Consider the following 25213-nt stretch of genomic DNA (forward strand, 5'->3'; position numbering starts at 1 on the left):
GCGCCGGGCGTGTTCAGTTGCTCACAAGCACCGGGCAGGGGGCGGTGTCGATCACCTCGGCGCAGACCGAGGGGTGGAGCAACCGGCTCAGCCAGGAAAGGTGCCGGTGCCCCATCACGATCATCCGGCAATCGAGCGCTGCGGCGGCCCTGACGATCGCGGGGGCGGGCTCGCCCACCAGTTCCATCGCCTCGGCGGCGCATCCTTCGGCGCGCAGCCGGGCGACGGCATCGGCCAAGACGCCCACCGCGCGGCATTCTTCGTCGGCGGCGGCCGGATAGTCCTCGGCCTCCTGTTCGGTCGCATCCGTCAGCGGCAGCGCATAGGCGCGGTCGACCGTACACAGCACATGCACCGGGGCATTCAGCGCGCGCGCAATCTCGCTCGCCAGCGTCAGCACACCCGTGCTTTCGGGTGATCCGTCAACGGCTACGGCAATGGGGCTCGGCATCTTTCTGTTCCTGTGATCGATCCATGCTTTGCCATTGCGCGCCAAGCCGGTAAATCGCGCGGGGCGCACGGCATTGTTTCGCTTTGCGTCATGGCTGGATCACCGCATGTCACATCCCGATCTCAACCTGCTGATTGCGCTCGATATCTTGCTTGAGGAAGAAAGCGTTGCCGCCGCCGCGCAGCGCATGAACCTGAGCGCGCCCGCCATGAGTCGCACGCTCGCGCGGATCCGCGATACGCTGGGCGATCCCATTCTGGTGCGTGCGGGCAAGAAACTGGTGCCCACGCCCCGCGCGCTCAAGATGCGTGAGCGTATTCATGCGGTTACCGCCGACGCGCTCGAACTGCTCCAGCGCGTGTCAGAACAGGGGCTTGAAACGATCGAGCGTCAGTTCACGATCCGCGCCAACGATGTCTTCGTCGCCGCCGTCATGCCTGTGCTGCTGCGCAAGCTGCGCGAAAGCGCGCCGGGCGTGCTGCTGCGTTCGATCCCCGAAAGCGATCTCGACGACGATGCCCTGCGCCAGGGGCGGGTGGATCTGTTCGTCGGCGGCACCGAAAAGCTCCCGCCCGAAGTGCGCGTGCAGACGCTCTTCACCACCTATTATGTCGGGCTCGCGCGCGCCGGTCATCCGCTGTTCGACGGGCCGGTCACGCCTGAACGTCTGGCGTCATACGAACATATCAGCGTCTCGCGCCGGGGCGCGCGCACCGGGCCGATCGACGATGCGCTCGCCGCGCACGGGCTGCACCGTACCGTCGCGATGATCGCGTGGAACTTTTCCTCGGCGATGTTCGCGCTCCCCGATACCGATTTCATCCTGCCCGTGCCGCGCCACATGATCTGGGGACTCGACAAGCTCCACACCGATTTGCGCGCGTTCGAACTGCCGCTCGATCTGCCCCGCGTCGCGATCCGGCAGGCCTGGCATCCGCGTTTCGACAATGATGCGGTGCACCGCTGGCTGCGGCGGATGGTGCTCACCGTGTGCGGGCGCATGGCGGCGGCGCAGGAACTGGCGCTTGAGCGCGGGTCGGGGGCCTTGTCCTTCCCGGTCGAATAACGCCGTCATCATCCGTGCGTCAGACGCACGGATATATTGCAGCGCAAAAAGTTTTGTCGCGCCGCAAGCGGTTTTATGACCGCGCCGGTTGTAAAACATTTCGATCGGCCCGATGTCCATCACCCCGTCCAATCGGCTGGAAAGCTTTGCGCGCTCTGCGTACCGGCGGGGATTCGATAGCCGTCGCCTTGCGGTCATCGTCCGCAAGAACACCCGTCAGGCGCCGGCGTCGGCGGGCGTCTGGGGCCCGCGTGTCGCCACCGGGCTGGCGGCGATGCTGCTCGCCTCGTTCATGGCGGGGCTCAACGACCGCGTCACCGCCACCGCGCTCGCCGATATTCGCGGCGCGCTCGGCATCGGCCATGACGAAGGCACCTGGGTGCTCGCGCTTTACGAGGCGACCAATGTCGCGATGATGGCGTTCGCGCCGTGGTTCGCGGGCACCTTCTCGATCCGGCTGTTCTCGATCTTCGCGATCATGATCGTCGCGGGCACGGCGCTTCTCTGCCCGTTCGCGCCCAATGTCGAAATGCTCCTCGTGCTGCGCACCGTGCAGGGCATCGGCGCGGGCTGCCTGCCGCCGCTGCTCCTCACCGTCTGCCTACGCTATCTGCCGCCCCATATCCGGCTTTACGGGCTGGCGGGCTATGCGATGACGGCCACCTTCGGCCCCAATCTGGCCACCCCGCTTGCGGCGCTGTGGACCGATTATGTCAGCTGGCAGATGGCCTTTTGGCAGATCGTTCCGCTCTGCCTGTTCAGCGCGGTCGGCCTTGCCTGGGGGCTGCCGCAGGATGCGCTCCGGCTCGAACGGCTGCGCCAGTTCAACTGGATCGGCTTTTTGACCGGTTTCTCCGCGATCGCGATGCTCGTCATCGCGCTGATGCAGGGCGATCGGCTCGATTGGCTGCGCTCCGACGTCATCTGCGCGCTGCTCGCGGGCGGGGTGGGGCTGCTCGGCTTCTTCTTCGTCAACGAATGGACGCATCCGCAGCCCTTCATCCGGCTGCATCTGCTCACCCAGCGCAATTTCGTCCATGCGCTGGTCAGCCTCACCGGCATTCTCGTCGTCTTTGCCGGGCTCACCGCCATTCCCACCGCCTATCTCGGTTCGGTGCGCGATTACCGCCCGCTCGAAGTCGCGCCGATGCTGCTCCTCGTGGCGCTCCCCCAGGTCGTCACGCTGCCGCTTACCGCGGCGCTGCTCAACATCCCGCGCGTCGATTGCCGCTGGGTGATGGGCATCGGCTTCGCGCTCGTCTGCGTCTCGTGCGCGCTCGGCAGTTTCCTGACCGAGGAATGGGTGCGCGAGAATTTCTACTTGCTCCAGGCCATGCTCATCCTGGGCCAGCCGATGATCGTCGTCTCGATCCTGATGGAGCTCACCGGCGGCATGGCGCCGTCCGACGGGCCGTTCACTTCGGCGATGTTCAACACCTCCAAGGGCTTTGCCACCGCCATCGGCGTGGCTGTCGTCAGCTCGCTCACCCGCGATCGCGGCCGCTATCATTCCGAAATGACGGTCGACCGGCTGGGCAATGTCCCCGGTATCTCCATGCCCGATATGTCGACCGACGCCGCGCTCCGCGCGATCGGCGCGCGCATCCGCGATCAGGTCAATGTGCTCACCGCGGCGGATCTCTACCGCGTCATGGGGCTCATCACCTTCGCGCTGCTGCTGCTCACGCTTTTCCTCCCCACCCGCACCGTCCCGCCGCGACCCGTCGGGGCACCTCCTTCACGCTGAATCAGGCCAATCCAATGCCCTTTCAAATGACCAGGAAGTTTCTTCTCGCAGGCTGCACCGTCCTGCTGCTCGGTGGCGCCGCGCTCGGGGGAGCGGCGCTCATTTCCGACAGCCCGAGCCAGGCGACCGACGATGCCTATGTCACCGCCGATTTCACCCGCGTCGCGCCGCGCATCGCGGGGCAGGTGGAGCGCGTCTTCGTCGAGGATAACCAGCAGGTAAAGGCGGGCCAGCTTCTCGCCAAGATCGATGATCGCGATTACCGCGCCGCGCTCGCCGCGGCCGAGGCGCTGGTGCTCGAGGAAAAGGCCGAAATCGCCAGCCTCGATGCCGAAATTGCGCGCCACCCCGCGCTGGTTGCGCAGGCGCGCGCCGCGCTCCGGGCAGACCGCGCCGCCATCTCGTTCGCGCAGGCCGATGCCGTGCGTTACCATAATCTGTCGGAAAAGGGCGCGGGCGCGCTGCAGGAAGAGCAAAAGGCGCACAGCGCGCTCGAACAGCAGCGCGCGGCGCATGAACGCGACAGTGCGGCGCTCACCGCGTCGCAGCGCCAGCTGCCGATGCTAGAGGCCGCGCGCGCCGAGCAGGTGGCCGAACTCGCCAAGGCCGAGGCGGCGCTCGAACAGGCGCGGCTCAACCTGTCCTACACCGAAATCCGCGCGCCGATCGACGGCATGGTCGGCCAGCGCGCGCTGCGTGTCGGCCAGTTCGTCACGCCGGGCACGCACATGGCTGCGGTCGTGCCGCTGGCGGATGCCTATATCCTCGCCAATTTCCAGGAAAACCAGCTCGAACACATGCGCATCGGCCAGCCGGTCCGGATCACGGTCGACAGCTATCCCGATCTCGTCCTCAGCGCGCATGTCGACAGTCTGGCGCCCGCCACCGGCCTGTCCTTCGCGCCGATCGCACCCGACAATGCAACGGGCAATTTCACCAAGGTCGTCCAGCGCATCCCGGTCAAGATCGTGATCGACAAGGGGCAGGCGCGCGCCAACATGCTGCGCGTCGGCATGTCGGTCATCCCCACGGTCGATGTCACCGCACCGGGCATGCGGATGCTGCGTCCCGGAAAGGCTGGCTGACATGAACCGCGCGCTCTGCGTCGCCCTGCTTCCCGCCACGCTGCTTGGCGGGTGCATGGTCGGCCCCGATTTCGAAAGGCCGGTGGTGGAGGCGCCCGCCGTCTTCAAGCAAAAGCCGCTGCCCGAAACCGCCAGCATCACCACGGCGGACGATATCGATCCCGAATGGTGGAAATTGCTGGGCGATCCCGTGCTCGACGAACTCGTCGAAAAGCTCGAGGAACAGAATTTCGACGTCCAGATCGCCTCGGCGCGGATGCAGCAGAGCCGCGCGATCCGCCGTGTCGCGGGCGCCGCGCAAAACCCCAGCATTGGTGCCGCCGGTTCGTTCTACGAGGAACGCGCGAGCCCCAACGGCATCTTGTCCCTGCTCGGGACCGAGCCTGCATCCGCGCCGCCACCGTCGGCGGGCGGGGATTCGGGCCTCGGCGTCGTCGGCATGCCGGGGGAAAAGGGCTCGCCGCCCTTTGGCCTCTGGCAGTTCGGCTTCGATGCGCTCTGGGAGCTTGATATATGGGGCAAGGCACGCCGCGCGGCGGAGGCTGCGGACGCGGGGATGGCGGCAGCGGCCGAGGAACGGCGCGGCATCCTCCTCTCGGTCGAGGCGGAACTGGCGCGCAACTATGTCGAGCTGCGCGCCACGCAAAAGCTGCTCCACATCGTCGAGAATAATCTGGATATCGCCGAGGACAGCCTGAAGCTGACCGAGGTCCGCTATTCGGAAGGCGTCATCACCCAGCTCGACGTTGCCGACGCCGCCGCGCAGGTGGCGGGGATCGAGGCGCGCGTCCCCAAGCTCGAGGCGCGCGAGGAAGCGTTGATGAACGCGATCAGCCTGTTGCTCGGCCAGATGCCCGGCGCGCTCGAAGAGGAACTGGAAGACGCCGTTGCCATCCCCGGCGTTCCCGCCAAGGTGCCCGTCGGTCTGCCGTCCGATCTCGCGCGCCGCCGTCCCGATATCCGCGCGGCAGAGGCGCGGCTGCATCAGGCAACCGCCGCGATCGGCGTCGCCAAGGCCGATTTCTATCCCAGCATCTCGCTCACCGGCAGCCTCGGCGCACAGGCGCTCCAGCTTTCGGGGCTGGGCAACTGGAATTCGCACCAGTTCGTGATCGGGCCCAGTATCTCGCTGCCCTTTTTCCAGGGTGGCAAGCTCAAGGGCCAGCTCGACCTGCGCAAGGCCGAGCAAAAGGAAGCCGCGATCGTCTTCCGCCAGACGGTGATGCGCGCCTGGCACGAGGTGGACGACGCGCTCACCGAATATAATGCCGAACAGCGCCGCCAGGCACGGCTGGCAGAGGCCGTCCGCCATCACAAAAAGGCGCTTGAGGTCGCCCAGCTCCGCTACCGCGAGGGGGCGATCGATTTCCTCAACGTGCTCACCGTCCAGGCCGCTCTGCTCGACGCCGAAAGCGCGCTCGCCGAAAGCGATGCGGGCGTCTCCCTCCACCTCGTCGCGCTCTGCAAGGCGCTGGGCGGCGGCTGGGCCAAGGGATGATGTGGTTGCGGGAGGCGCCGGTGAAGCGCCTCCCGCGTGTCGATTACTTGCCCTGGGTCAGCATGGTGTGGCTGGTGATCAGGTTGCGGTAATCGGGGATGTGGTTCGAGAACAGCGCGCCGAGGCCTTCGACATCGTTGCGCCAGTCGCGGTGCAGTTCGCACGCCACGCCGAACCAGCTCATCAGCTGCGCGCCGGCTTCGGCCATGCGGCTCCACGCGGCGTTGCGGGTGATTTCGTTGAACGTGCCCGATGCGTCGGTGACGACGAAGACGTCATAGCCTTCTTCAAGGGCCGACAGCGCCGGGAAGGCGACGCAGACTTCGGTCACCACGCCCGCGATGATCAGCTGCTTCTTGCCGGTGGCCTTCACCGCGGCGACGAATTCCTCATTGTCCCACGCGTTGATCTGGCCGGGGCGCGCAATATAGGGCGCGTCGGGGAACTGTTCCTTCAGTTCGGGGACGAGCGGGCCGTTGGGTCCGGTTTCGAAGCTGGTGGTCAGGATCGTCGGCAGGCCGAAATATTCGGCGATATCGCCGAGCGCGAGGACGTTGTTCTTGAACTTGTCGGGATCGAAGTCGCGGACAAGCGAGAGCAGGCCGGTCTGGTGATCGACCAGCAATACGGCGGCATTGTCCTTGTCGAGGCGGACATAGGGCTTCGTCATCAATTTTCTCCTGGCAATGCCCGCGTGAAATCATCCATCCGGAACATCGTTCCGTCGGTGGGAATGACGGTGCGGGGAAACCGTCTCCTGAATTTGGGGAAAGGGTGGCCCAGCCCCGTTAAGGGGCCGGGCCGAAGGATCAGGCGGCCTGGGTGAAGCGGCCGCTGTTGAAGTCGTCGATCGCCTGCCGGATCTCGGCTTCGCTGTTCATCACGAACGGCCCGTGCCCGACAATCGGTTCGTCGATGGGCTCGCCGGTCAGCACCAAGAGCGTCGCTTCGCCATCGGCATGGATCGAAACGCCGCCGCCTTCGCGATCGAGCAGAACGACCTCGGCTTCGCCGGCGGCCATGCTGCCGTTCACCGTGACATGTCCGCCAAGCACCACCAGCATCGCGGTGTGCCCTTCGGGCAGGTCAAGATCGATGTCCGCATCGCGCGTCAACCGCATGTCCCAGACGTTGATCGGGGTGAAGGTCCGTGCGGGGCCCTTCTTGTCCATCATCTCGCCTGCGATGATCCGCGCGGTGCCGGCGCCTTCGGGCAGCGTCACCACCGGAATCTCGTCCGAGGTGATGCCCTGATAGCCACCGGGGGCCATCTTGTCCTTGGCGGGCAGGTTCACCCACAGCTGCACCATGCGGAACGGTCCTCCGGTCCTGGCAAAGGCCGGCGAATGATATTCCTCGTGCACGATGCCGCCTGCGGCCGTCATCCACTGGACGTCGCCGGGGCCGATCACCCCGCCATTGCCGGCGGAATCGCGGTGCTCGACCTCGCCGTCATAGACGATGGTCACGGTTTCGAAGCCGCGGTGCGGGTGTTCGCCCACGCCGCGCCGTCCATCGGTCGGCTCGAAATAATGCGGGCCGGCATAGTCCAGCAGCAGGAACGGGCTGACATGCTGGCCAAGCGTGTTGTACGAAAACAGCGAACGGACCGGAAAGCCATCGCCAACCCAGTGTCCGCGATCATTGCCGTAACGGCCCAGGATCTTCCTCGTCATCTTCTATCTCCAGGGCGGTCGCACCCTTTGTGGCCGACCGCTGTTGAAGGCAAGATATGACAGGGACGATCGGCCCGAAAGATTGTGAAACTGGACCCTGCGTTCTATTGATAGAACGATGCAGGACCTTAATGACCTCTATTATTTCGTTCAGGTGGTCGATCATGGCGGCTTTGCCCCCGCCGGGCGCGCGCTGGGGATGCAGAAATCGAAGCTCAGCCGCCGGATCCAGCAATTGGAAGACCGGCTGGGCGTGCGGTTGCTCAACCGCTCGTCGCGGCGCTTTTCGATCACCGAAATCGGCCGCGAATATTATGAACGCTGCGTCGCGATGCTCGTCGAGGCGGAGGCCGCCGACCAGATGATCGCGCGGATGAGCGCGGAGCCGCGCGGCGTGGTCCGCATCGCCTGCCCGGTGGCGCTGATCAACTTCCAGTTCGGGGCGCTGATCGCGCGCTTCATGGCCGAGCAGCCCGCGGTGCAGGTCCATCTCGAAAGCACCAACCGCCGCGTCGACGTGATCGCCGAGGGGTTCGACGTCGCGATCCGTGTCCGCTTTCCGCCGATCGAGCCGAGCGACCTTGTGATGCGTCGGCTCGACACCAGCACCCAGTGCCTTGTCGCGAGCCCCCAATTGCTGCCGCACAGCCTGGTATCGCCCGCCGATCTCCATGCGCTGCCCAGCCTCGACATGGGGCCGCCGCACGACCGGCATCAGTGGCAGCTCGAAAGCAACGATGGGCAAAAGGCCACCGTCCCGCATCGCCCCCGGCTGGTGACCGATGACATGGCTGCGCTGCGTCAGGCGGCGCTTGCCGGGGTGGGGATCGTCCAGCTGCCGACGATGATGGTCTGGGACGATATCGAAAGCGGGCGGCTCCTCCATGTCCTGCCCGACTGGCATCCGCGCGCCGGTATCATCCACGCGGTATTCCCCTCGCGCCGTGGCCTGCTTCCGGCGGTTCGCGCACTGCTCGATTTTCTCGCCAATGGTTGCAGCGAGCATCGCCAGCGCATCCCGATGGATTGAAACGCTTCGCTCAGCTTTCCGCTTTGGCTTCAATCCGGGCAAGGCTGACCGTAAAGCCGCAGCGCGGGGCGGTGTCGAGGTTGAATTCCTGATAGCGCTGGAACAGCCCGCCCAGATGCTCGTCGATTTCGGCCTGCGTATAATCGAGCGAATGGACGCTGGTGTAACCCTGCCGGGTGGCGCGATCGATCGCCGCTTCCCCATCGGTGACGTTGAAGAAGACATTCATCACGCCTTCTCCGTGGCTCGCGAGAAAGCCCGAAACGGCGCTGCTGTCTTCTCGGCCGGGCAGGGGGGCGCACAGCTCGATCCCGGCATCCCAGGCGATCGACACCGCGATTCCGAACGGGGCGCCGGTCCAATGCGCATCGAGGAACGTGGCGCCGAGCAGATCATGATATTTCTTCTTGGCCGCTTCCAGATCGTGCACGGCGATTAGGATGCGATTGACTCCATTGATGGCCATAAGCCGCCTCCCGTGTTGAACGTCGGGACCGATGCTACGCGGGGCGCGTGCCGCCGCAAGTCTATCCGGCGCGATGGAATGAAATGATCAATCGGCACAAAAAAAAGCCCCGCCGGGGGATCAGCGGGGCCAGAGGAGAGTGTCACTGGCTTTTTTCTACGGACGCATCCCCCGCGCGCGATATGCGTAGATATGCGTAACCTGCGCTTTTCCGGCGTTCGGGCCCGGCTAGTCCGAATTGAGGTGACGCCCCGCCCGAAAGACCGATAGGGTCTGGCAAAAGCGTTTGGAGAGGCGCGTCGTGCACAGTTTGAACGAAGTCGACGCGGTTTCGGGGCCGCTGCTCAAGCTCTATTCGAGCCTGACGCGCAGCGATCCCTGGACCGGATTTCTGGAGGCGATGCGCCAGCATTTCGACGCCAGCTTCGTCACGATCATCCTCACCCCGCCCACGGCGCAGAAACCGGGGCTGATCATCACCCCCAATGTCGATCGCGCCGCCATCGCTGCGGCGGAGAATTATTTCGCCTGCGATCCCTTTGTCGGCCTGCCCGAGGGCAAGGCCGTCTCGACCATGGGCCATATCGGCCGTGCGGCGTACCGCAAGTCGCGCTTCTACCGCGAATATGTGGCGCACTATCAGATCGGCGACATTCTCGGGCTCGATCTGATGGCGCGCAGCGGTTTCCAGATGCGCGTGCGCGTCTGCCGGCTCGAAAGTCAGCCCGATTTCAGCCGCGAGGAACAGGATTGGCTGATGCGCTTCGTCCCGCACCTGCGTGCCGCGATCGACCTTTACGAGCGGTTCAAGGCGCAGCACGGCGAGGCCGATGTCTATGACAGCGCGATCGAACAGCTGTCGATCGGCACCATCCTGCTCGATCGCACGGGCAACATCATCCGCTGCAACGATATCGCGCGCAGCGTGCTGGCCGAAAGCGACGCGATCAAGCTGGTCGGCAACCGGCTGGCCTTTTCCAGCCTCGCCACCGACCGCGCGTTCAAGCGGGGGATGACCGAACAGCGCGACATGGGCGGCCCATCGCTCCGTTTCCTGCGCGTCGAAAATCCGTCGGGGCAGCGCGATATCGGCCTTGCGCTGCGCGCGCTTACCCCACCCAGCGCCACCGGCGTCAACATGGTGCCCGCCACCGCAGTCTTTCTCACCGATCCCAACCGGCAGGCGGACCTCACCGGCAAGGTGATTTCGGGCATTTTCGGCCTGACGCCGATGGAGGGGGAGATTGCGGCCTGCCTGTCGAACGGACTGCGCCTCAGCCAGACCGCCGAGGTGCTGGGGATCGCGCAGAATACCGTGCGCGCGCATCTGCGCTCGATCTTCACCAAGCTCGGCGTCAGCCGCCAGTCACAGCTCGTCCAGCGCATCCGCGTCGGCGTGCACGGTCTTGTCGCCGGGGCCTCCGCGCCCGCGGCTGGCGCGCGCGCGCTCTCGCTCTGACGCTCTTGCGCGGGTCCAGCACCCGCGTGGCACTTTCTTCCATGCCAATTCAGGGAATTCGCTCATGACCCTTCGTCTCGAAGACATCGAACTGATCAAGCAGCTCAAATATCGGTATTGCCGCTTCATCGACACCGCCGATGTGGCGGGGCTGGAAACCGTTCTGACCGAAGACATCGTCGTCGATTATGTCGGCGCCACCTATCATTTCCATGCCGAGGGGCGCGACGAGGTGGTCTCGGTCCTGAACGCCGCGTTTCACGAGGATTTCGTCGGCTGCCACACCGTGCACCAGCCCGAAATCACCGTGCTCAGCGATACGCATGCCGAGGGGCGCTGGACGCTCACCGATTATGCGGTGGACATGCGCACCCGCATCGAAACCACCGGCGCCTGCCTCTACCGCGACGAATATCGCAAGGTCGATGGCGCATGGCGCATCGCCCGCTCGGCCTATCGCCGCCTCTATGAACGCGTCGAGACGCTGGCGGTGCTGCCCAACTTCACCTCGCGCTACCTCGCCGAAAAGGCGGCAAATCCCGAAATCTGATCTCTGAAGGGGGACACGCGATCATGTCGGACATTCTGTCGGCGGCGGATTATCAGCAGATCCAGAATCTCATCCACCGCTATCCCAAGCTGCTCGATCAGGGCGATCTCGACGGCGTCGGCCAGCTTTTTGCCGGCGCCACCGTATGGATACAGGGGCAGGAAGAACCGATCCGCAGCGATGCGACGCGGATCACCGGCATGTTCGCCGATTTCCTCCAGCTTTACGAGGGCAAGCCGCGCACGCGGCACATCATCGCGAATGTCATCATCGAACCCGATGGGGCCGATCATGCCACGGCCAGCAGCACGGTGGTGGTGTTCCAGCAGACCCCGGCGCTGCCGCTGCAACCGATCATCACCGGCGATTATCACGATCGCTTCATTCGCCGGAACGGCCGCTGGCAGTTTCTCGAACGCCGTATCTCGAACGACCTGTTCGGCGATCTGAGCGCGCACGGCCGATATGATTATCGCTGACCCGACATTTTGGATGCATACCTGACAATGATCGAAACCCGCGCCCGCCGCACCCCGAATGCGCTGTTCTCGGCGCTCATTGGCGCCGTCGTCGCCCTTTATGGCGGGGCGCTGGCCGTCGCCGGGGGCATGCTGATGGCGCAAGGGGGCAGCCCCTATTATCTCGCCGCCGGGCTCGGCACGCTGGCAAGCGGCGTGCTCGTCGCGCGACGCAGGCGGCTCGGCCTGTGGATAACTTTGGGCGTTGTGCTGCTCTCGCTGGTCTGGGGCGTGACCGAAGCGGGCACCGAAACATGGCTGCTCGTCCCGCGCATCGCCGCGCCGCTGATCGCCGGGCTGTTCGCCTGTCTGCCTTGGCTCTTTACCGGACGGGGCAGGGGGGCGGCCGAGGAACGCCGCGCCGTCTCGCCGCAGCTGAAGACCGCACTGTTTATCGGCGGGGGTGGTCTGGCGCTTGGCGTCGTCGCGCTTAATACCCCGCTTACCCGCGCCTCGGGCGATCTGCCCGTTCCCGGCGGGGCCGATGCCAGCCAGTGGCTCCATTACGGCAACGATCTTGCCGCCACGCGCTATTCGCCCGCGCAGCAGATCACGCCGGATAATGTCGGCGATCTTGAGGTCGCATGGACGTTCCGCGCCGGGCCGCTGCGCAATATCGGCGCGGGCAACCTTCCCGCGCTTGAAACGACCCCGCTCAAGGTGGGGCCAACCCTCTATATCTGCACGCCCGAAAGCACGGTCATCGCGGTCGATGCAGCCACCGGTGTCGAACGCTGGCGCCACGATCCCAAGGCGAAGATGGTGGGGCTCGGCACCATCACCTGTCGCGGCGTGGCCTATTATGAAAAGCCGGGTGCGGCCGAATGCCCCAGTCGCATCATCGCCCCGGTCATCGACGGGCGGCTCGTCGCGCTCGATGCGCGCACCGGCCAGCCCTGCCGCAGCTTCGGCGCGGACGGGCAGGTCTCGCTGCTCGAAGACCTCGGCGAAGTCCTTCCCGGCTATTACAGCCTCACCTCGCCGCCCACTATCGTGCGCGGCGTGGTCGTCGTCGGCGGCGCGGTGAAGGACAATGCCTCGGTCGACGAACCCTCGGGCGTCATTCGCGGTTTCGATGCCGAAACCGGCGCGCTGCGCTGGGCATGGGATCCCGCGCGCGCGCCGGATGCCCCGGCGCGCAAGCCGGGCGAGCATCATACCCGCGGCGCGCCCAATGCCTGGGGCGTGTTCAGCGGCGATGAGGCGCTTGGCCTCGTCTATCTCGGCATGGGCAATGCCACCCCCGATTTCTTCGGCGGGCTGAAGGATGACGACAAGGCACGCTATGCCAGTTCGGTCACCGCGCTCGATGTGGCGACGGGGCGTCCGCGCTGGTCGTTCCAGACGGTCCACCGCGACATCTGGGATTATGACGTCGCCGCCCAGCCCACGCTTGTCGATCTCGACACCCCTGCCGGGCCGGTTCCCGCGCTTATTCAGGCCACCAAGAGCGGCCAGCTCTTCCTGCTCGATCGCCGCACCGGAAAGCCGCTTGCGGATGTGGAAGAGCGTGCCACTCCGCGTGGCGCCGCACCGGGCGAACGGCTGGCGCCGAGCCAGCCCTTCTCGGTCGGCATGCCCTCGCTCGTCCCGCCGCAGCTTTCCGAGGCGTCGATGTGGGGCATCACCCCCTTCGATCAGATCTGGTGTCGGATGCGCTTTCTGGATCTGCGCTATGACGGCATCTTCACCCCGCCATCGGTGCAGGGCACGATCTTCTACCCGTCCGCCGTGGGCGGGGTGAACTGGGGCGGCGTTTCGGTCGACCCCGAACGCCAGCTGCTCATGGTCAATTCCAACCGCATCGCGCAAATCTGGACGCTCGTTCCGCGCGGCGAAAAAGCCGCCGAACCGGGCAAGCGCCAGCCGCTGCAGGAACAGGGCTATTATCAGGAACAATCGGGCACGCCCTACGGCGTCGCGCTCGAAATGTTCCTGTCGCCGCTCGGCATCCCGTGCACCCCACCGCCCTGGGGGGTGGTGGAGGCGATCGATCTCAAGACGCGCACGCGACTGTGGACGAAACCGCTTGGCGGCACGCGCGATCAGGCGCCGGTGCCGATCGACATCGCGCTCGGCACCCCCAATTTCGGCGGATCGCTCACCACCAAGAGCGGGCTCACCTTTATCGGGGCGGCTGCCGAGAACAGCGTGCGCGCCTTTGATAGCCGCACGGGCGCGGTGAAGTGGAAGGCGCGCGTCCCCGCCGGGCCACAGGCAACCCCGATGACCTATGTCGAGAACGGGCGCCAATATGTCGTCTTCGCGGCGGGTGGTTCGGCGATGCTGGGCACGGTGCCGGGCGATTATCTGATCGCCTATGCGCTGCCCCGGCGCTGACATTGGTAATTTTGGAGAGGAGAGACACGATGAATCTTGAGGATATGCCGCAGGCATCGCTGAACGCCGTCAAGGCCAAGGACCGTGCCGGCTGGCTCGCGCTGTTCGAGGATGATGCGCTGGTGCAGGATCCGGTCGGCCCGTGCGAATGGGATCCGGAGGGCGTGGGGCAGCAAGGCAAGGAAGCGATCGGCCGCTTCTACGACATGTTCATGGGGTTTCAGGATTCGCTCGATTACGAAATCCACCATCAGGTCGTGCGCGGCAATGAGGCAGCGGTGGCGCTGACGCTCCACATCATGATGAAGGATGGCACCAAGCAGGAATCGCGCGCGATCAATATCTACAAGGCCTCCGAAAACGGAAAGATCGCGTCGCTGCGCTCCTTCTGGTGAGGGCAGGGCGGCGCCAGTCGACGGGAATAGCCCCACAGCTGGCGCCGCCGCATCCCATCAGGCGGCCGGAAGCCCCTTGAGATAGGGGGCGAAATCGGCCTGGATCCGGTCGATCGACAGACCGAATTCTTCCATGCTGTATTTGTGCTTGGGGCGCTTTTCGCGGGCATTGCTGGCCACGCACGCCTCCATCGCCGCCGCATCGGCCGCGGTGAACTCCAGCCCCATTGCCGCCATCGCCGCGCGCCCGGTGTCCACCGGGTTGCTCACGGTGTTGCGGTAATGGACGTCGAACACCGCACCCTCGCCCAGTTCGCTGCGCAGCGCGTCGAACCGCTTCAGCCCGTCAAGGAAGCGCGCGGTCCAGTATGCGCCCTGATCTTCCTTGCGATAGGTGGACGAGGCGTTGATCGTCATCGACGCGCACATGCTGCAATAGCTGGGAAGCACCTCGGCCGGGTCGCGATGGGTCATGATCAGCCGCGCCTCGGGGAACACCTTCACCAGCCCGCCCATCCCGCCGAGCAGGTGATGCGGCGTCTTCAAGATCCATTTCTTACCGCGCCGGTGCGGCTGCTGGCTCTGCAGCACCTGCAGCCAGATCTTCAGCTCGCGGTAGGCCGGTTCATGGTCCTGCTCGGCCTGCCAGAAACCATAGCTCGGCACATGCATCATCGAATCCCACGACGATGACAGGAAGGTCTTGTCGAGCAGGATCACCTCTTCGGCCACCGCCATCGCGTCGATCGGGTCGATGCTCTCGAAATCGGGCCAGGACTTGAGGAGATATTCCACCGTCTGGTGCGCCAGCTCGATCCGCGGCGATGCATCGCCCGGGTCTTCGCCGTCGAGCGGCAGGGGAAAGGTCGTTTCCCACCAATAGGGCGAATTGAGCTGGGGGGAACTGGCGAGCAGCCGGTGCACCATCGTCGATCCCGTGCGCGGCATCCCCACAATCGCGCCCGCGATCGCGATCGGCTCGTCGAGGATCTGGGGCTGCTGCTTCAGCAGCTGGACCAGCTTCAGCCGGTCCATCAGCGACGCGATGATCCGTTCGACCGGCCCGTTTTCCTGCTCGCGAAGCCCCGCCTCGCGGTTGACGAACCCGACCAGCGCCTCAAACGGCGCGCGGAACCAGTCATCGCCATAATCCTCAAGCCCGGTGCGAACCCGGGCAATCTCCAAAAGGCTGGAGGGCCGATAGTGCGCGCTCATGCACAGGCCCCCTCGAAACCGAAAAACGCTGTCATCATCGTAAACCCTGCGATCAAATGGCCCCGGTTGGGACGGGGATGATCGCGGGACTATCGCCGCCGGAGCCGCGCCACTTCCCCCAATTCGACTAGGCCGCGCGGACAAATGCTGCGGCGGACGGACGGGGTTTGGGACAATGGCGCACCTAGTCGATTTGAAGGAGTTGCGGCCTTCTCACCGCGCATATTGTGGCGCTCCCAAGGAGAGGTTCTTGGCTGAAACAGCCGGATAGAGAGGGTTATGTTACTCAAGGACAAAGTCATCATCGTCACGGGCGTGGGCCCGGGCATGGGCCGCGCGATGGCGCGGATCGCGGCCAGCGAGGGCGCGAAAGTCGCGGTTGCCGCGCGCAGCTCGGCGTTCATCGATTCCGTCGTCGCCGATATCCGCGCGGCGGGTGGCGAGGCGATCGCCAAGCCGACCGACGTCACCAGCCGCGCCGATTGCGATGCGCTGGTCGCCGCGACGGTGGAGGCCTTTGGCCGTGTCGACGGGCTTGTGAACAGCGCCTATATCGGCGGCGAGGACGCGCTGTTCGAAAATGGCGATGTCGAGCGCTGGGGGCAGGTGATCGACGTCGCCGCGCTGGGCGCCGCGCGCATGGCGCAGGCCGTGCTCGAACCGATGAAGGCACAGGGCGGCGGCGCGATCGTCAACGTCGCGACGATGCAGTCGTTAAAGCCGATGTCGGGCGGGTCGGTGTCCTATGCGGTGGCCAAGGGCGCGCTGACCACGCTCACCCGCCAGATTGCCGCCGATGTCGGCCAGTATAATATCCGCGTCAACAGCACGCGCATGGGCTGGCTCTGGGGCGATCCGGTGCGCGAAGCCGTCGGCCGCATCGTCGCCGCCACCGGCGGCACCGAAGAAGCTTTCATCGCCCACGTCGCCTCGCGCATCCCGCTGGGGGTTATCCCGCCAGAGGAAGAATGCGCGCGCTCGGTCCTCCTCTTCGTCTCGGATTACACGAAGATGGTGACCGGTGCCGTGCTCGACGTGAACGGCGGGGAATGGATGGCGCCCTGACGGGTGCCGTCCTGATGGGGTGGGCCCAGCGCCCGCCCCATTCCCTGTACCAGATGGCATGATTGGCGGGAGAATGGCGATGCGTGTGGACCTGTCCGGGCTTTCGGCCCTTGTCACCGGCGCAACGCGCGGGATCGGCCATGAAGTGGCGCGCCAGCTTGGGGCGAACGGCGCGCATGTGGTGGTCAACGGCCGCACGCAACAGGCGGTCGACGCCGCGCTCGAAACCTTGTCGCCGCACGGCCGCTTTTCGGGCTTTGCCGCCGACATGGCCACGCCCGAAGGGGCAGGGGCGCTTGCGGCGAGCCATGCCGCCTTCGATATCGTCGTGGTCAACGCGGCGGTGTTCGACTGGACGGGCTTTTTCGATACCACCGACGAAGACTGGCTCAGCCATTTCCAGATCAACGTGCTTTCGGGCGTGCGCCTCGCGCGTACCTATCTGCCGGGGATGCTGGATCGGAACTGGGGCCGCATCGTCCTCGTCGCCTCCGAAGCCGGGCTCAACATCCCGCCCGAAATGGTGCATTACGGCGTCGCCAAGGCCGGGGAGATCGCGCTCGCGCGTGGGCTGGCAGAGCTGACCGCGGGGACCGGCGTCACCGTCAACAGCGTGCTGCCCGGCCCCACGCGTTCCAGCGGCGCCGATGCGTTTCTGGCCGATTATGCCGAACAGCACGGGATCGCGGCGGAGGATGCCGATCGCCACGCTGCGCTCAGCCTGCGCCCCACCATGCTCCTCCACCGCATGGCGCGGGTGGAGGAAGTTGCCAGCATGATCCTCTATGCCTGCTCGCGCGAAGCCTCGGCCACCAACGGTGCCGCCCTGCGCGCCGAGGGCGGGATCTTGCGCCACGTTGGCTGAACATCCCGGCCCGGTGCCACCTGTCCCGGGCCGGAAAAGAACGGCCGTGCTTACAGCCCGAAACCGCCCGACACGTTGATCTGCTGGCCGGTGATATAGGCGGCATCCTCCGATGCCAGGAACACGGCGGCGCGGCCGATTTCGTGCGGCTTGCCCCAGCGCTTGATCGCCAGCATCGCCTGCGTCTCGTCGATCCATTTCTGGTCGAACTGCCCCTGTTCCAGCAACTGCGGGAACATCCCGGCCTCGATCACGCCGACAAGGATCGAATTGGCGCGGATATTGTAGCGGCCTTCCTCGCGCGCCACGCCGCGCACCAGCGATTCATTGGTCGCCTTGGGCGCCACCGAAAGCCCGTCGCGGTCTGGCCAGCGCAAATGCCCGGCCGATCCCAGCGTCACGAACGATCCGCCGCCCTGTTCGCGGAAATGGGGAAGGGCGGCCTGCACCGCGTTGAAGAAACCCATCACCTCAACCTCGATCGCCTGGCGCCAGTCGTCATGCGTCATCGCGCTGATATGGCGCTGGTTCACGAACGGCCCCGCCGCCCAGACGATGGTGTGGACGCGGCCATGCGCCGCCACCGCCGCATCAACCGCGGCCTGCACCTGCGCCGGATCGGTCACGTCCACCTGAAAGGTCGATGCCTGAACGCCCAGCGCGCGGATATCCGCCGCCACGCGTTCGGCCACATCGGCCTTGCTGCGATAGCCGATCGACACCGCCGATCCCGCCTTGCCGAATTCCAGCGCCACACCCTGGCCAATGCCGCCGCTGCCGCCGAACACCAGCGTCGCGCCTTCGGGAAACTGCCTCATATTCGAACTCCTTTTGCCTGAACCCTGTCGTTGGCAAAGGGATCGCAAAAGGGGCCTTTCGGGCAAGTCATTGTTGAAAATGGTTTTAAAGGATCATCAGCTGATCCCTGTCGGGGGCGGTGCATGGCCCCGGCGCGGCTCAGCCCGCGTCGTCGGCGCTTTCCCAAAAGGCACGCGGATCGATCGGCCGCGCGGCGCAGAGCAGGCTGTACCATCTGGTCTGTTCGGCGGGCAGCGCGCGGTCCTCGATCGCAAGCTCGCGGATGCGGGTGGAAAGCGCCGCAATCATCTGCCCCAGCTTGGCGATCGATCCGGCCGAAAGCTTCATCGTCTCCAACTCCCACACCGAGCTTGGGGCATGGAAATCCATCTTCTCGAAATGCATCCGCATCGAATGGTCGATCTGCCGGCGCAGCGGGCCGCCGGGCAGCCATTCGGGATTGCGCACCGTCAGCAGCCGCACCCGGTTGCCGGGATAGAGATCCAGCAGCCGCAGCTTTTCCAGCCGGCGCAGGTGCAGGATCAGTTCGGGCTCGCCCAGATCGAATTCGCGCTGCACCTCGGCGGGCGTCCAGTCATGGCGCAGCAGCAGGAAGAGGAAGGCGGTAAACAGATTGTCGGCAAGCCCCGCTTCCTGTGCATGCGTCAGCGCGCGGGCCCTTGCATGGCCGCGCTGCGCCGCCAGTTCGGCCAGTTCGATCAGCCCGATATCGGCAATCCGGCAGATCGCCTCCAGCGTAACAAGGCTCAGGCCCCGGCCATTGAGCTGGCGCTTCACCGTCGTCTCGCTCAGCGCCAATTGCGCGGCGATGTCGCGGTACCGGATGTTCCGGTCCTTCAGCACCTTTTTCAGCTCGGCGAGCAGCAGCGCCTGATCGCTGGTTTCGCGCATGGATCAGCCGATCGCGAAGGTTTCGGGAAAGCTGGTGTGGATCAGATGGACCAGCTGGGATTGGCGGCTGATGTCCAGCTTCAGAAAGATCGAGCGCAGATGCGCGCGCACCGTGTTCTCGGCAATGCCCAGCTGTTGCGCCGCCTCGCCGACGAGATGGCCGTTGGCGAGCGCGGCGGCGATCATCCCTTCGGTGGGGGTAAGCCCGAACAGCTTGCACAGCGCATCGCCGTCGATCTTGCGCTTGCGCGCGGGGTCGGTGATCAGCAGCGCAACCGCGGGCACCGCCTCGCCGTGCATGAACACCGGCGTGGGCACCGGCTGCACGATCGCCATGATGTCGCTGCCCGTCGCGCCGCGTTTGACGGGAAAGAGCTGGCGCCCCGATGTGCTCGCGTCGCGCACCGCCGCCATCGTCGCCCGGAACGCGCCGTCCGCGTCGGCATCGGTCAGCACCACCTGCCCGTCGATCAGCGCGATCCCGTCAGCCTCGGCCAGGATCGACGCCGCGACTTCGTTGAGCTTCAGCACCTGGAAACCGGAATCGAGCAGCACCGTGCCCACCGCGAACTGCTCGACCGTGTCGAACATCACCGCGCGCTCATATTGCGACAATTCCAGCCGCTGATAGATTTCAAGCGCCTGGCGCAGATGCGGCAGGATCTTTTCCACCCAGCGGCGTTCCTCGGGCGTGAAGGCGCGTCCGCCCGGCGCGCGCGACAGGCGCAGCCGCGCCTCATAGCCGCTCGCCAGCCGCATATCGACGCCCAGGATATGCGACGCGTCCACCGCCGCCAGCCATTCCCTGTAATCGGGCAGCTGCTCCAGCGTCTCGCGCCCGACATATTCGAACAGCGCCACCACCTGCCCCTCGGGCAGGCGCACGAACGGATCGATCTCCAGATAGCGATCGATATATTCCTGAATTTCGTGCGGCGTCGATGTGGGCGTGGTCATCGTTCCCCGGCCGCCCGCATCGGGCGGCACAAGGATGAGCGTGCCGTGTTTGGCGTCGATCTGGCGGCTCAGTTCCAGCAGAAACCCGCGCCACGGATCGTCGCTCACCAGCGAGGTGCTGAGGCTGAGAACTAGGGTCGAGAAAGCATCTACCGGATCTGAAGGAATACCCAATGCAACGTCTCCGGCGGGGCCGCTCCCCCAAAATCTGCCCGGAACCGTGTGTAGAGCCTTTCGTCGTGCCAACTCCAGCATAATGTCGCGCCCGCTCAGGAATCCGCGATCATATAGCCGCCGCTCGCTGACAGGCATTCGCCGGTCACATAGGCCGCCGCCGGGCTGCACAGGAACAGCGCGGGCCCCACCATGTCCGCGGGGGTGCCCCAGCGGCCAATTGCGGTGCGCTTCGCGGCTTCGGGGCCGTAAAACGGATCGTCGGCAAATTTCTCGGTCATCGGCGTGCGGATCGCGCCGGGGGCGAGCACGTTCACCCGCACCCCGCGGGCGCCCCAGCCTTGCGCCAGCGACCGCGCCAGCACCAGCAGTGCCGCCTTGGCCGCACCGTAACCGGGGAAGATCGTGTTGCCCAGAAACGCCATCATCGATGCGGTGAACAGCACCGCGCCGCCGCCCGGCTGACCGCTTGCAGCCAGCACCGGCAGCAGCGCGTTGGTGAGCGCATAGGTGCCCTTCAGATTATCGTCGATCGCCGCGTCGAAATCCTCCGGCATCGCGGTGCGCCCGGCATTGTTGATGAGGATGTCGAGCGACGCGCAGGCACCCGCCACGCGCTCGATGCTCGCGCGGTCGGCAAGGCTCATCTGCAGATAGCGGGCATGGGTGGGCAGGGCGGTATAGGCCGAGGCATCCGTCGCCGTCCCCGTGATCGTCACTTCGGCCCCGGCATCGGCAAAGGCCTGCGCCAGCGCCGCGCCGATCCCGCTCGTTCCCCCCGTCACGAGCACCGACCGGCCCGAAAAATCGAACATCATGCAGTCATTCCTTCCAATGTCCGGGCCAGCTCCGCAGCATCCTGCATCGCGCCCTCAATATATCCCACGCCCTTGGCGTCGCCGATCGCGTGCACTGCCAGCCCGGCCGCCGCGAATGCATCGGCCAGCCGCAGATCGCCCGTCGCGCCCTGCGCCACGATCACATGGTCGGCCGCCAGCGTGCGGATCTGCCCCGCCGGATTGGCATAGCTGACGGTGTGATCCCCGATCGCAATGTCCTGCGCGTGCGAAAGCATCGTCACGCCCAGATGGTTGAGCTCGTCCAGCACGCGCCAGCGCCGCACCACTTGCAACCCGGCGCCGGGGCGCGCCGCCGGATCGACGATCGTCACCTTGCGCCCGCGCTGCGCCAGGAATTCGGCCAGTTCCATCCCCACCAGCTCGCCGCCGATGATGACGATCCGGTCCCCCAGCGGCATCCAGTGCCGGCTGGCCGCGCGGACAAAGCCGGGCCGTCCGGTCAGCCCGGTCATCCGCCCCAGCGTCACCGCCATCCGGGTCACCCCGTCGATCTTGCCCGACAGCGCATCCAGATTCTGCGCCAGCATCAGGCTGCGCATCTCGTCGCCGTTGAACACGAAATCCTGATCCGCGCCGGGGATGGGGGGCATCGCCCGCCGCGCGCCCGTCGCCATGACGACATGATCGGGGTTGATCTGACGGACACGCTCCAGCGTCGCCTCGGTGTGCAGTTGCACCGTGATATTGGGCAGCGCCGCCACCTGTCGGCGCAGCCAGTCGACAATGCCGCCATTGGGCGCATAGGCGATGGAGGCGAACCGCGCCGTCCCGCCCAGCGTCCCGCTCGCTTCCATCAGCGTGATGGTGTGCCCCTGCAGCGCCAGCCGCCGCGCGGCCTCCATCCCCGCGGGCCCGCCGCCGACCACGACGATCCTCCTCGTCTTCGCCGCCGGGGTCAGCGCGCGTTCGCGCTCGAAACCGGTTTCGGGGTTCACCGCGCATTTCACCGGGCGCGAAAAGAAGATCTGGCTGATGCAGGTATAGCAATAGATGCAGGGACGAACGTCCTTGGCGCGCCCTGCGGCCAGCTTGCCCGGCAGTTCGGGATCGGCCAGCAGCTTGCGCCCCATGGTGATGAAATCGATCCGCCCTTCGCGGATGAAACGGTCGCCGTCCTCGGGCTCGATCCGTCCGGGGCAGATCACCGGAATGTCCACCGCCGCGCGAATCCGCGTCGCGGCGTCGATAAAGCCGTTGCGCACATCGGTCGCATGGCCGGTGGAATAGGTCAGCCCCCGGCCGGGGTGGCCGTCGGCCGAAACATGGATGGCGTCGGCGCCCGCGTCCTCGGCCAGTCGTGCGGTCGCGGCGGCATCCTCGACGGTCACGCCGCCGTCGATCAGGAAATGCTGGCTGTCGATCCGCGGCCAGATCGGCATGTCCGGCCCCACCGCCGCGCGTACGCCGCGGATGACGTCGCACAAAAAGCGCGCGCGGTTCTCGATCGATCCGCCATAAGCGTCGTCGCGGGTGTTGATGAGCGGGTTGAGAAAGGCCGAGATCAGATAGCCATGCCCGGCATGCAGCTCGATCGCATCGACGCCCGCGCGCTGCGCCCGCACCGCCGCGCGCGCGAACATGTCGACGATCTGGCGGATGTCACTGTGGTCCATGATCCGGTAGCGCGGCTCGCCCATCGTCGCATAGGGCGCGGCAAAGATCGCCAGCTCGTCTTCGAGGAACCCGTCCATCATGTCGCCATCCGCCTTGCCGATAGCGGGGGCGGAGGGGGTCCAGATCGGTCGTCCGGCCAGCATGTCGTTCATCGCCACCAGCCCGGCATGGTGCAACTGCACCGCCAGCTTCGCGCCGTGGGCGTGGACGGCATCGGCGATCGCGCGGACGCCCGGCACATGGCGTTCGTCGGAAATCGCCTCCTGCCGCCAATTGCTCGATCCGTCGGGATAGCCCACCGAAACCGAACCCATCGTGATCAGCGCCGCGCCGCCGCGCGCGCGCGCCTCGTAATAGACGCGCAGGCGGTCGCCCGAAATGCCGTCATCCTCGGCCAGGTTCGATCCCATCGGCGTCATGAAGATGCGGTTGCGCAATTCCATCGGGCCGATCCGCCCCGGCTTTAGCAGGTGCGCGAATGCCATAATCTCTCTCCCGCCCGGCGCCCGTGGCGCGGGCTCTGTTCCAGGTTCAGGCGGCGGCGTCCGGCGTCACGGGGCCGCTCGCCTCGGCGCTCCATTCCTGCGCGCCCATCACATTGGCGATCACCATGGGGTTGAGATATTCGCGCCAGCGGCTGATCCGCCCGTCCGCGAACTCGACGATCGAGACATAGCGGTTCGAATAGGGCGCGTTCGTCGGGTGATAACGGCTGTGCGAGCTATATTCGGCCACCAGCATGTCGCCCGCCGCCATGTCGTGAATGGCCTCGATCCGGTAGGCATAGGGATCGAAATCGCGCCAGCTTACCTCCAGCACCTCGCGAAACCACCGCGCCCCGCGCTGTTCGAGTGGATAGCCCTCCATCACCGGAAACGGCCATTCCAGCAGCACGTCCTCCGCCAGGCAGGCCTCGAACGTGTCGAAGTCCTTCTGCCCAAGCGCGGTCAACATCGTGATGAACAGCTCGCGGTTCGCGCTGTCGGTCATATCCTCTCCCTCATCTCCCACCGCCGCACCGCGCCGATGGCTCAGGAGAATCACGCTAGGCGCACCGGAGCGGGGGCGCCTCCTTCGATTTGACTAGGGCGGTCGGCGGGCGGTCGGCTTTCAGCCTATGCATTCGCCCTAAGTCGCGATAGGCGCACATCATGATGAACATTCCCTGGGACCAGCCCGCAACGCTGATCGATCTGGATGGCAAGACGCCGGTAATCGGATCGATGCTCGAATGCGTGGCGCATTTTTCGCTCTTCACGCCTTTGGCCAAGGAACAGGCACGCATCCTGCTGACGGGGCCTGTGATGCGCGAAGGCCGCAAGACCCGCACCTGGATTCTCAATCCCGACGAGATCGAAAAACTTGTCGACCGGCTCGATGCCGAGAAGAAGGCGGCGCAGTAAGCCCGCGCGATCAGGCGGAATTTTTCGCGTTGATCGTGGTGGAAAGGGCCAGGATCGTGCGCGCGTGCCGCAAGGCCACGGCTTCGCGGTCGGCGCCATAACCACCGCCCAGCGTACTCGCCAGTGGAATGCCGCGCCGCTTCGCCTCTGCCGCAACAAAGCGGTCGCGGTGCGCAAGGCCTTGGTCGGTCAGGCTCAGCCGGCCAAGCTTGTCGTCCCTATGGGCATCGACGCCGGCCTGCAGCAGGATCAGGTCGGGTATGAAATGATCGAGGACCATGGGCAGCGATCCGGCCAGAGCGTCCAGATAGCCCGCATCGCCCGTTGCATCGGGAAGCCCGACATCCAGTGAAGAACGCGCCTTGCGGGCCGGAAAGTTCTTCTCGGCATGAATGGAAAGCGTGAAGATGTCGCTGCGCCCTGCGGTCAGGGCGGCAGTGCCATCGCCCTGATGCACATCGAGATCAAGGATCAGGATGCGCGCGGCGTCGCCCTCCTCGATCAGCCTGTTGGCGGCGAGCGCCAGATCATTGAACACGCAGTAACCCGCGCCCGAATCCGCCAGCGCATGATGGCTGCCGCCGGCGGAATTGGCAGCATATCCGTGCTGCAACGCCAGCTTCGCCGCAAGCCATGTTCCACCGGGGGAGAGTTGCGAGCGCCGGGAAATCCGCTCGTCGATCGCAAAACCGATCCGGCGCTGCTTGGCCGCCGGCACCGTGCAACTCATGACTTCGTCGACATAGGCCGGTTCGTGGACAGCCTCGAGCCATTTTCGCGGCATGATGTCGGGCGCATGGACCGTCATTGTCACGCCACTTTCGCCCAGCACCCGCATGACCAGCGCATATTTGTCATGCGGGAAAGTGCCCGCACGCTCGGTTTCGACCACATAACCGGGATGATGGACGACATGCAGCATGGCCTTGCAGGTAGAACGCCAAGGCGCCCAGGTCGAGCCGCATTGCCGGGCATAGGGCCTGACGATTTCAGCCGGGGTTTGCGGTCACAATCTATACGATCTGCACTGACGGCGGACAAATCGCGCAAGACCCGAAACAGGGGCATT

At 65.7% G+C, this 25213-nt stretch carries 25 protein-coding genes; 13 read left to right on the forward strand and 12 right to left on the reverse strand.

Going from position 1 to position 25213, the window contains the following annotated elements; translation table 11 throughout:
* Positions 1–13: 13 nt before the first annotated feature.
* Entirely contained in the window at positions 14–451 is a 438-nt protein-coding gene (locus QYC26_RS13985) for a universal stress protein (protein ID WP_317512835.1), read from the reverse strand.
* A gap of 106 nt (positions 452–557) precedes the next feature.
* Here QYC26_RS13985 and QYC26_RS13990 point away from each other — a divergent pair, with 106 nt between their 5' ends.
* The 4 genes from QYC26_RS13990 (at position 558) to QYC26_RS14005 (ending at position 5847) form a co-directional block, all read left to right on the forward strand.
* The gene (locus QYC26_RS13990; protein WP_317512836.1) at positions 558–1517 is read left to right on the forward strand and encodes a LysR family transcriptional regulator; all 960 of its coding nucleotides are present in this window, start codon (positions 558–560) and stop codon (positions 1515–1517) included.
* A 112-nt stretch (positions 1518–1629) separates the two neighbouring features.
* Positions 1630–3264, forward strand: coding sequence for an MFS transporter (locus tag QYC26_RS13995; RefSeq protein WP_317512837.1), 1635 nt, complete (start codon positions 1630–1632; stop codon positions 3262–3264).
* 26 nt (positions 3265–3290) lie between these two features.
* Positions 3291–4349: an HlyD family secretion protein gene (locus tag QYC26_RS14000; protein ID WP_317512838.1), complete on the forward strand. Its 1059-nt coding sequence runs from the start codon at positions 3291–3293 to the stop codon at positions 4347–4349.
* A 1-nt stretch (position 4350) separates the two neighbouring features.
* Entirely contained in the window at positions 4351–5847 is a 1497-nt protein-coding gene (locus QYC26_RS14005; RefSeq protein ID WP_317512839.1) for an efflux transporter outer membrane subunit, read from the forward strand.
* Between the two features lie 43 nt (positions 5848–5890).
* Here QYC26_RS14005 and ycaC read toward each other — a convergent pair whose 3' ends face one another.
* A complete protein-coding gene (ycaC, locus tag QYC26_RS14010) occupies positions 5891–6517 on the reverse strand; it encodes an isochorismate family cysteine hydrolase YcaC (RefSeq protein WP_317512840.1) in 627 nt (208 codons plus the stop codon).
* Positions 6518–6656: 139 nt separating this feature from the next.
* A complete protein-coding gene (locus QYC26_RS14015) occupies positions 6657–7523 on the reverse strand; it encodes a pirin family protein (RefSeq protein WP_317512841.1) in 867 nt (288 codons plus the stop codon).
* 118 nt (positions 7524–7641) lie between these two features.
* Between QYC26_RS14015 and QYC26_RS14020 the strand changes: the two genes are divergently transcribed.
* Positions 7642–8553 carry a LysR substrate-binding domain-containing protein gene (locus QYC26_RS14020; RefSeq protein WP_317512842.1) on the forward strand — a complete coding sequence of 304 codons (912 nt, stop codon included), beginning with the start codon at positions 7642–7644 and terminating at the stop codon, positions 8551–8553.
* Between the two features lie 10 nt (positions 8554–8563).
* Here the strand turns inward: QYC26_RS14020 and QYC26_RS14025 are convergent, their stop codons facing one another.
* Positions 8564–9019, reverse strand: coding sequence for a VOC family protein (locus tag QYC26_RS14025; RefSeq protein WP_317512843.1), 456 nt, complete (start codon positions 9017–9019; stop codon positions 8564–8566).
* Positions 9020–9320: 301 nt separating this feature from the next.
* Between QYC26_RS14025 and QYC26_RS14030 the strand changes: the two genes are divergently transcribed.
* The 5 genes from QYC26_RS14030 (at position 9321) to QYC26_RS14050 (ending at position 14281) form a co-directional block, all read left to right on the forward strand.
* Positions 9321–10478: a helix-turn-helix transcriptional regulator gene (locus tag QYC26_RS14030; protein ID WP_317512844.1), complete on the forward strand. Its 1158-nt coding sequence runs from the start codon at positions 9321–9323 to the stop codon at positions 10476–10478.
* Between the two features lie 64 nt (positions 10479–10542).
* Complete coding sequence (locus QYC26_RS14035) at positions 10543–11028, forward strand: nuclear transport factor 2 family protein (protein WP_317512845.1); 486 nt, start codon at positions 10543–10545, stop codon at positions 11026–11028.
* Positions 11029–11051: 23 nt separating this feature from the next.
* On the forward strand, positions 11052–11507 hold the full coding sequence (locus QYC26_RS14040) for a nuclear transport factor 2 family protein (protein WP_317512846.1): 456 nt from the start codon (positions 11052–11054) through the stop codon (positions 11505–11507).
* Between the two features lie 27 nt (positions 11508–11534).
* Positions 11535–13886 (forward strand): membrane-bound PQQ-dependent dehydrogenase, glucose/quinate/shikimate family, encoded by a 2352-nt coding sequence (locus QYC26_RS14045; protein WP_317512847.1) that lies wholly within the window; start codon positions 11535–11537, stop codon positions 13884–13886.
* Between the two features lie 29 nt (positions 13887–13915).
* Positions 13916–14281, forward strand: a complete 366-nt coding sequence (locus QYC26_RS14050) for a nuclear transport factor 2 family protein (protein WP_317512848.1) — start codon at positions 13916–13918, stop codon at positions 14279–14281.
* A gap of 57 nt (positions 14282–14338) precedes the next feature.
* On the opposite strand, the gene QYC26_RS14055 is transcribed toward QYC26_RS14050, so the two are convergent.
* Positions 14339–15496, reverse strand: coding sequence for a sulfotransferase (locus QYC26_RS14055; protein ID WP_317512849.1), 1158 nt, complete (start codon positions 15494–15496; stop codon positions 14339–14341).
* 279 nt (positions 15497–15775) lie between these two features.
* Here QYC26_RS14055 and QYC26_RS14060 point away from each other — a divergent pair, with 279 nt between their 5' ends.
* On the forward strand, positions 15776–16561 hold the full coding sequence (locus tag QYC26_RS14060; RefSeq protein ID WP_317512850.1) for an SDR family oxidoreductase: 786 nt from the start codon (positions 15776–15778) through the stop codon (positions 16559–16561).
* Positions 16562–16634: 73 nt separating this feature from the next.
* Positions 16635–17426, forward strand: coding sequence for an SDR family oxidoreductase (locus tag QYC26_RS14065; protein ID WP_317512851.1), 792 nt, complete (start codon positions 16635–16637; stop codon positions 17424–17426).
* 50 nt (positions 17427–17476) lie between these two features.
* Here the strand turns inward: QYC26_RS14065 and QYC26_RS14070 are convergent, their stop codons facing one another.
* The 6 genes from QYC26_RS14070 to QYC26_RS14095 form a co-directional block, all read right to left on the reverse strand.
* Entirely contained in the window at positions 17477–18244 is a 768-nt protein-coding gene (locus QYC26_RS14070; RefSeq protein ID WP_317512852.1) for an SDR family NAD(P)-dependent oxidoreductase, read from the reverse strand.
* 139 nt (positions 18245–18383) lie between these two features.
* Complete coding sequence (locus tag QYC26_RS14075) at positions 18384–19136, reverse strand: helix-turn-helix transcriptional regulator (RefSeq protein ID WP_317512853.1); 753 nt, start codon at positions 19134–19136, stop codon at positions 18384–18386.
* 3 nt (positions 19137–19139) lie between these two features.
* Complete coding sequence (locus QYC26_RS14080) at positions 19140–20267, reverse strand: helix-turn-helix transcriptional regulator (protein ID WP_317512854.1); 1128 nt, start codon at positions 20265–20267, stop codon at positions 19140–19142.
* Positions 20268–20362: 95 nt separating this feature from the next.
* Positions 20363–21085, reverse strand: a complete 723-nt coding sequence (locus QYC26_RS14085) for an SDR family NAD(P)-dependent oxidoreductase (protein WP_317512855.1) — start codon at positions 21083–21085, stop codon at positions 20363–20365.
* A complete protein-coding gene (locus tag QYC26_RS14090; protein WP_317512856.1) occupies positions 21082–23226 on the reverse strand; it encodes an NAD(P)/FAD-dependent oxidoreductase in 2145 nt (714 codons plus the stop codon). Before QYC26_RS14090 ends, QYC26_RS14085 begins: the two co-directional genes overlap by 4 nt.
* Positions 23227–23272: 46 nt before the next feature.
* Positions 23273–23731, reverse strand: a complete 459-nt coding sequence (locus QYC26_RS14095; protein ID WP_317512857.1) for a nuclear transport factor 2 family protein — start codon at positions 23729–23731, stop codon at positions 23273–23275.
* 161 nt (positions 23732–23892) lie between these two features.
* Here QYC26_RS14095 and QYC26_RS14100 point away from each other — a divergent pair, with 161 nt between their 5' ends.
* Positions 23893–24144 carry a hypothetical protein gene (locus tag QYC26_RS14100; protein ID WP_317512858.1) on the forward strand — a complete coding sequence of 84 codons (252 nt, stop codon included), beginning with the start codon at positions 23893–23895 and terminating at the stop codon, positions 24142–24144.
* Between the two features lie 10 nt (positions 24145–24154).
* Here the strand turns inward: QYC26_RS14100 and QYC26_RS14105 are convergent, their stop codons facing one another.
* Positions 24155–25066 (reverse strand): histone deacetylase, encoded by a 912-nt coding sequence (locus QYC26_RS14105; protein ID WP_317512859.1) that lies wholly within the window; start codon positions 25064–25066, stop codon positions 24155–24157.
* Positions 25067–25213: the final 147 nt, after the last annotated feature.

This window comes from Sphingomonas sp. C3-2, from assembly GCF_033025475.1.
Classification (GTDB): domain Bacteria; phylum Pseudomonadota; class Alphaproteobacteria; order Sphingomonadales; family Sphingomonadaceae; genus Sphingobium_A.

Coding starts and splice junctions, on each gene's coding strand:
- QYC26_RS14085 (WP_317512855.1), bottom strand. CDS start 21,085: ATGATGTTCGATTTTTCGGGCCGGTCGGTGCTCGTGACGGGGGGAACG.
- QYC26_RS14025 (WP_317512843.1), bottom strand. CDS start 9,019: ATGGCCATCAATGGAGTCAATCGCATCCTAATCGCCGTGCACGATCTG.
- QYC26_RS14035 (WP_317512845.1), top strand. CDS start 10,543: ATGACCCTTCGTCTCGAAGACATCGAACTGATCAAGCAGCTCAAATAT.
- QYC26_RS14065 (WP_317512851.1), top strand. CDS start 16,635: ATGGCGATGCGTGTGGACCTGTCCGGGCTTTCGGCCCTTGTCACCGGC.
- QYC26_RS14000 (WP_317512838.1), top strand. CDS start 3,291: ATGACCAGGAAGTTTCTTCTCGCAGGCTGCACCGTCCTGCTGCTCGGT.
- QYC26_RS14060 (WP_317512850.1), top strand. CDS start 15,776: ATGTTACTCAAGGACAAAGTCATCATCGTCACGGGCGTGGGCCCGGGC.
- QYC26_RS13995 (WP_317512837.1), top strand. CDS start 1,630: ATGTCCATCACCCCGTCCAATCGGCTGGAAAGCTTTGCGCGCTCTGCG.
- QYC26_RS14090 (WP_317512856.1), bottom strand. CDS start 23,226: ATGGCATTCGCGCACCTGCTAAAGCCGGGGCGGATCGGCCCGATGGAA.
- QYC26_RS14055 (WP_317512849.1), bottom strand. CDS start 15,496: ATGAGCGCGCACTATCGGCCCTCCAGCCTTTTGGAGATTGCCCGGGTT.
- QYC26_RS14105 (WP_317512859.1), bottom strand. CDS start 25,066: ATGCTGCATGTCGTCCATCATCCCGGTTATGTGGTCGAAACCGAGCGT.
- QYC26_RS14005 (WP_317512839.1), top strand. CDS start 4,351: ATGAACCGCGCGCTCTGCGTCGCCCTGCTTCCCGCCACGCTGCTTGGC.
- QYC26_RS13985 (WP_317512835.1), bottom strand. CDS start 451: ATGCCGAGCCCCATTGCCGTAGCCGTTGACGGATCACCCGAAAGCACG.
- QYC26_RS14045 (WP_317512847.1), top strand. CDS start 11,535: ATGATCGAAACCCGCGCCCGCCGCACCCCGAATGCGCTGTTCTCGGCG.
- QYC26_RS14075 (WP_317512853.1), bottom strand. CDS start 19,136: ATGCGCGAAACCAGCGATCAGGCGCTGCTGCTCGCCGAGCTGAAAAAG.
- QYC26_RS14015 (WP_317512841.1), bottom strand. CDS start 7,523: ATGACGAGGAAGATCCTGGGCCGTTACGGCAATGATCGCGGACACTGG.
- QYC26_RS13990 (WP_317512836.1), top strand. CDS start 558: ATGTCACATCCCGATCTCAACCTGCTGATTGCGCTCGATATCTTGCTT.
- QYC26_RS14040 (WP_317512846.1), top strand. CDS start 11,052: ATGTCGGACATTCTGTCGGCGGCGGATTATCAGCAGATCCAGAATCTC.
- ycaC (WP_317512840.1), bottom strand. CDS start 6,517: ATGACGAAGCCCTATGTCCGCCTCGACAAGGACAATGCCGCCGTATTG.
- QYC26_RS14050 (WP_317512848.1), top strand. CDS start 13,916: ATGAATCTTGAGGATATGCCGCAGGCATCGCTGAACGCCGTCAAGGCC.
- QYC26_RS14020 (WP_317512842.1), top strand. CDS start 7,642: ATGCAGGACCTTAATGACCTCTATTATTTCGTTCAGGTGGTCGATCAT.
- QYC26_RS14100 (WP_317512858.1), top strand. CDS start 23,893: ATGATGAACATTCCCTGGGACCAGCCCGCAACGCTGATCGATCTGGAT.
- QYC26_RS14095 (WP_317512857.1), bottom strand. CDS start 23,731: ATGACCGACAGCGCGAACCGCGAGCTGTTCATCACGATGTTGACCGCG.
- QYC26_RS14070 (WP_317512852.1), bottom strand. CDS start 18,244: ATGAGGCAGTTTCCCGAAGGCGCGACGCTGGTGTTCGGCGGCAGCGGC.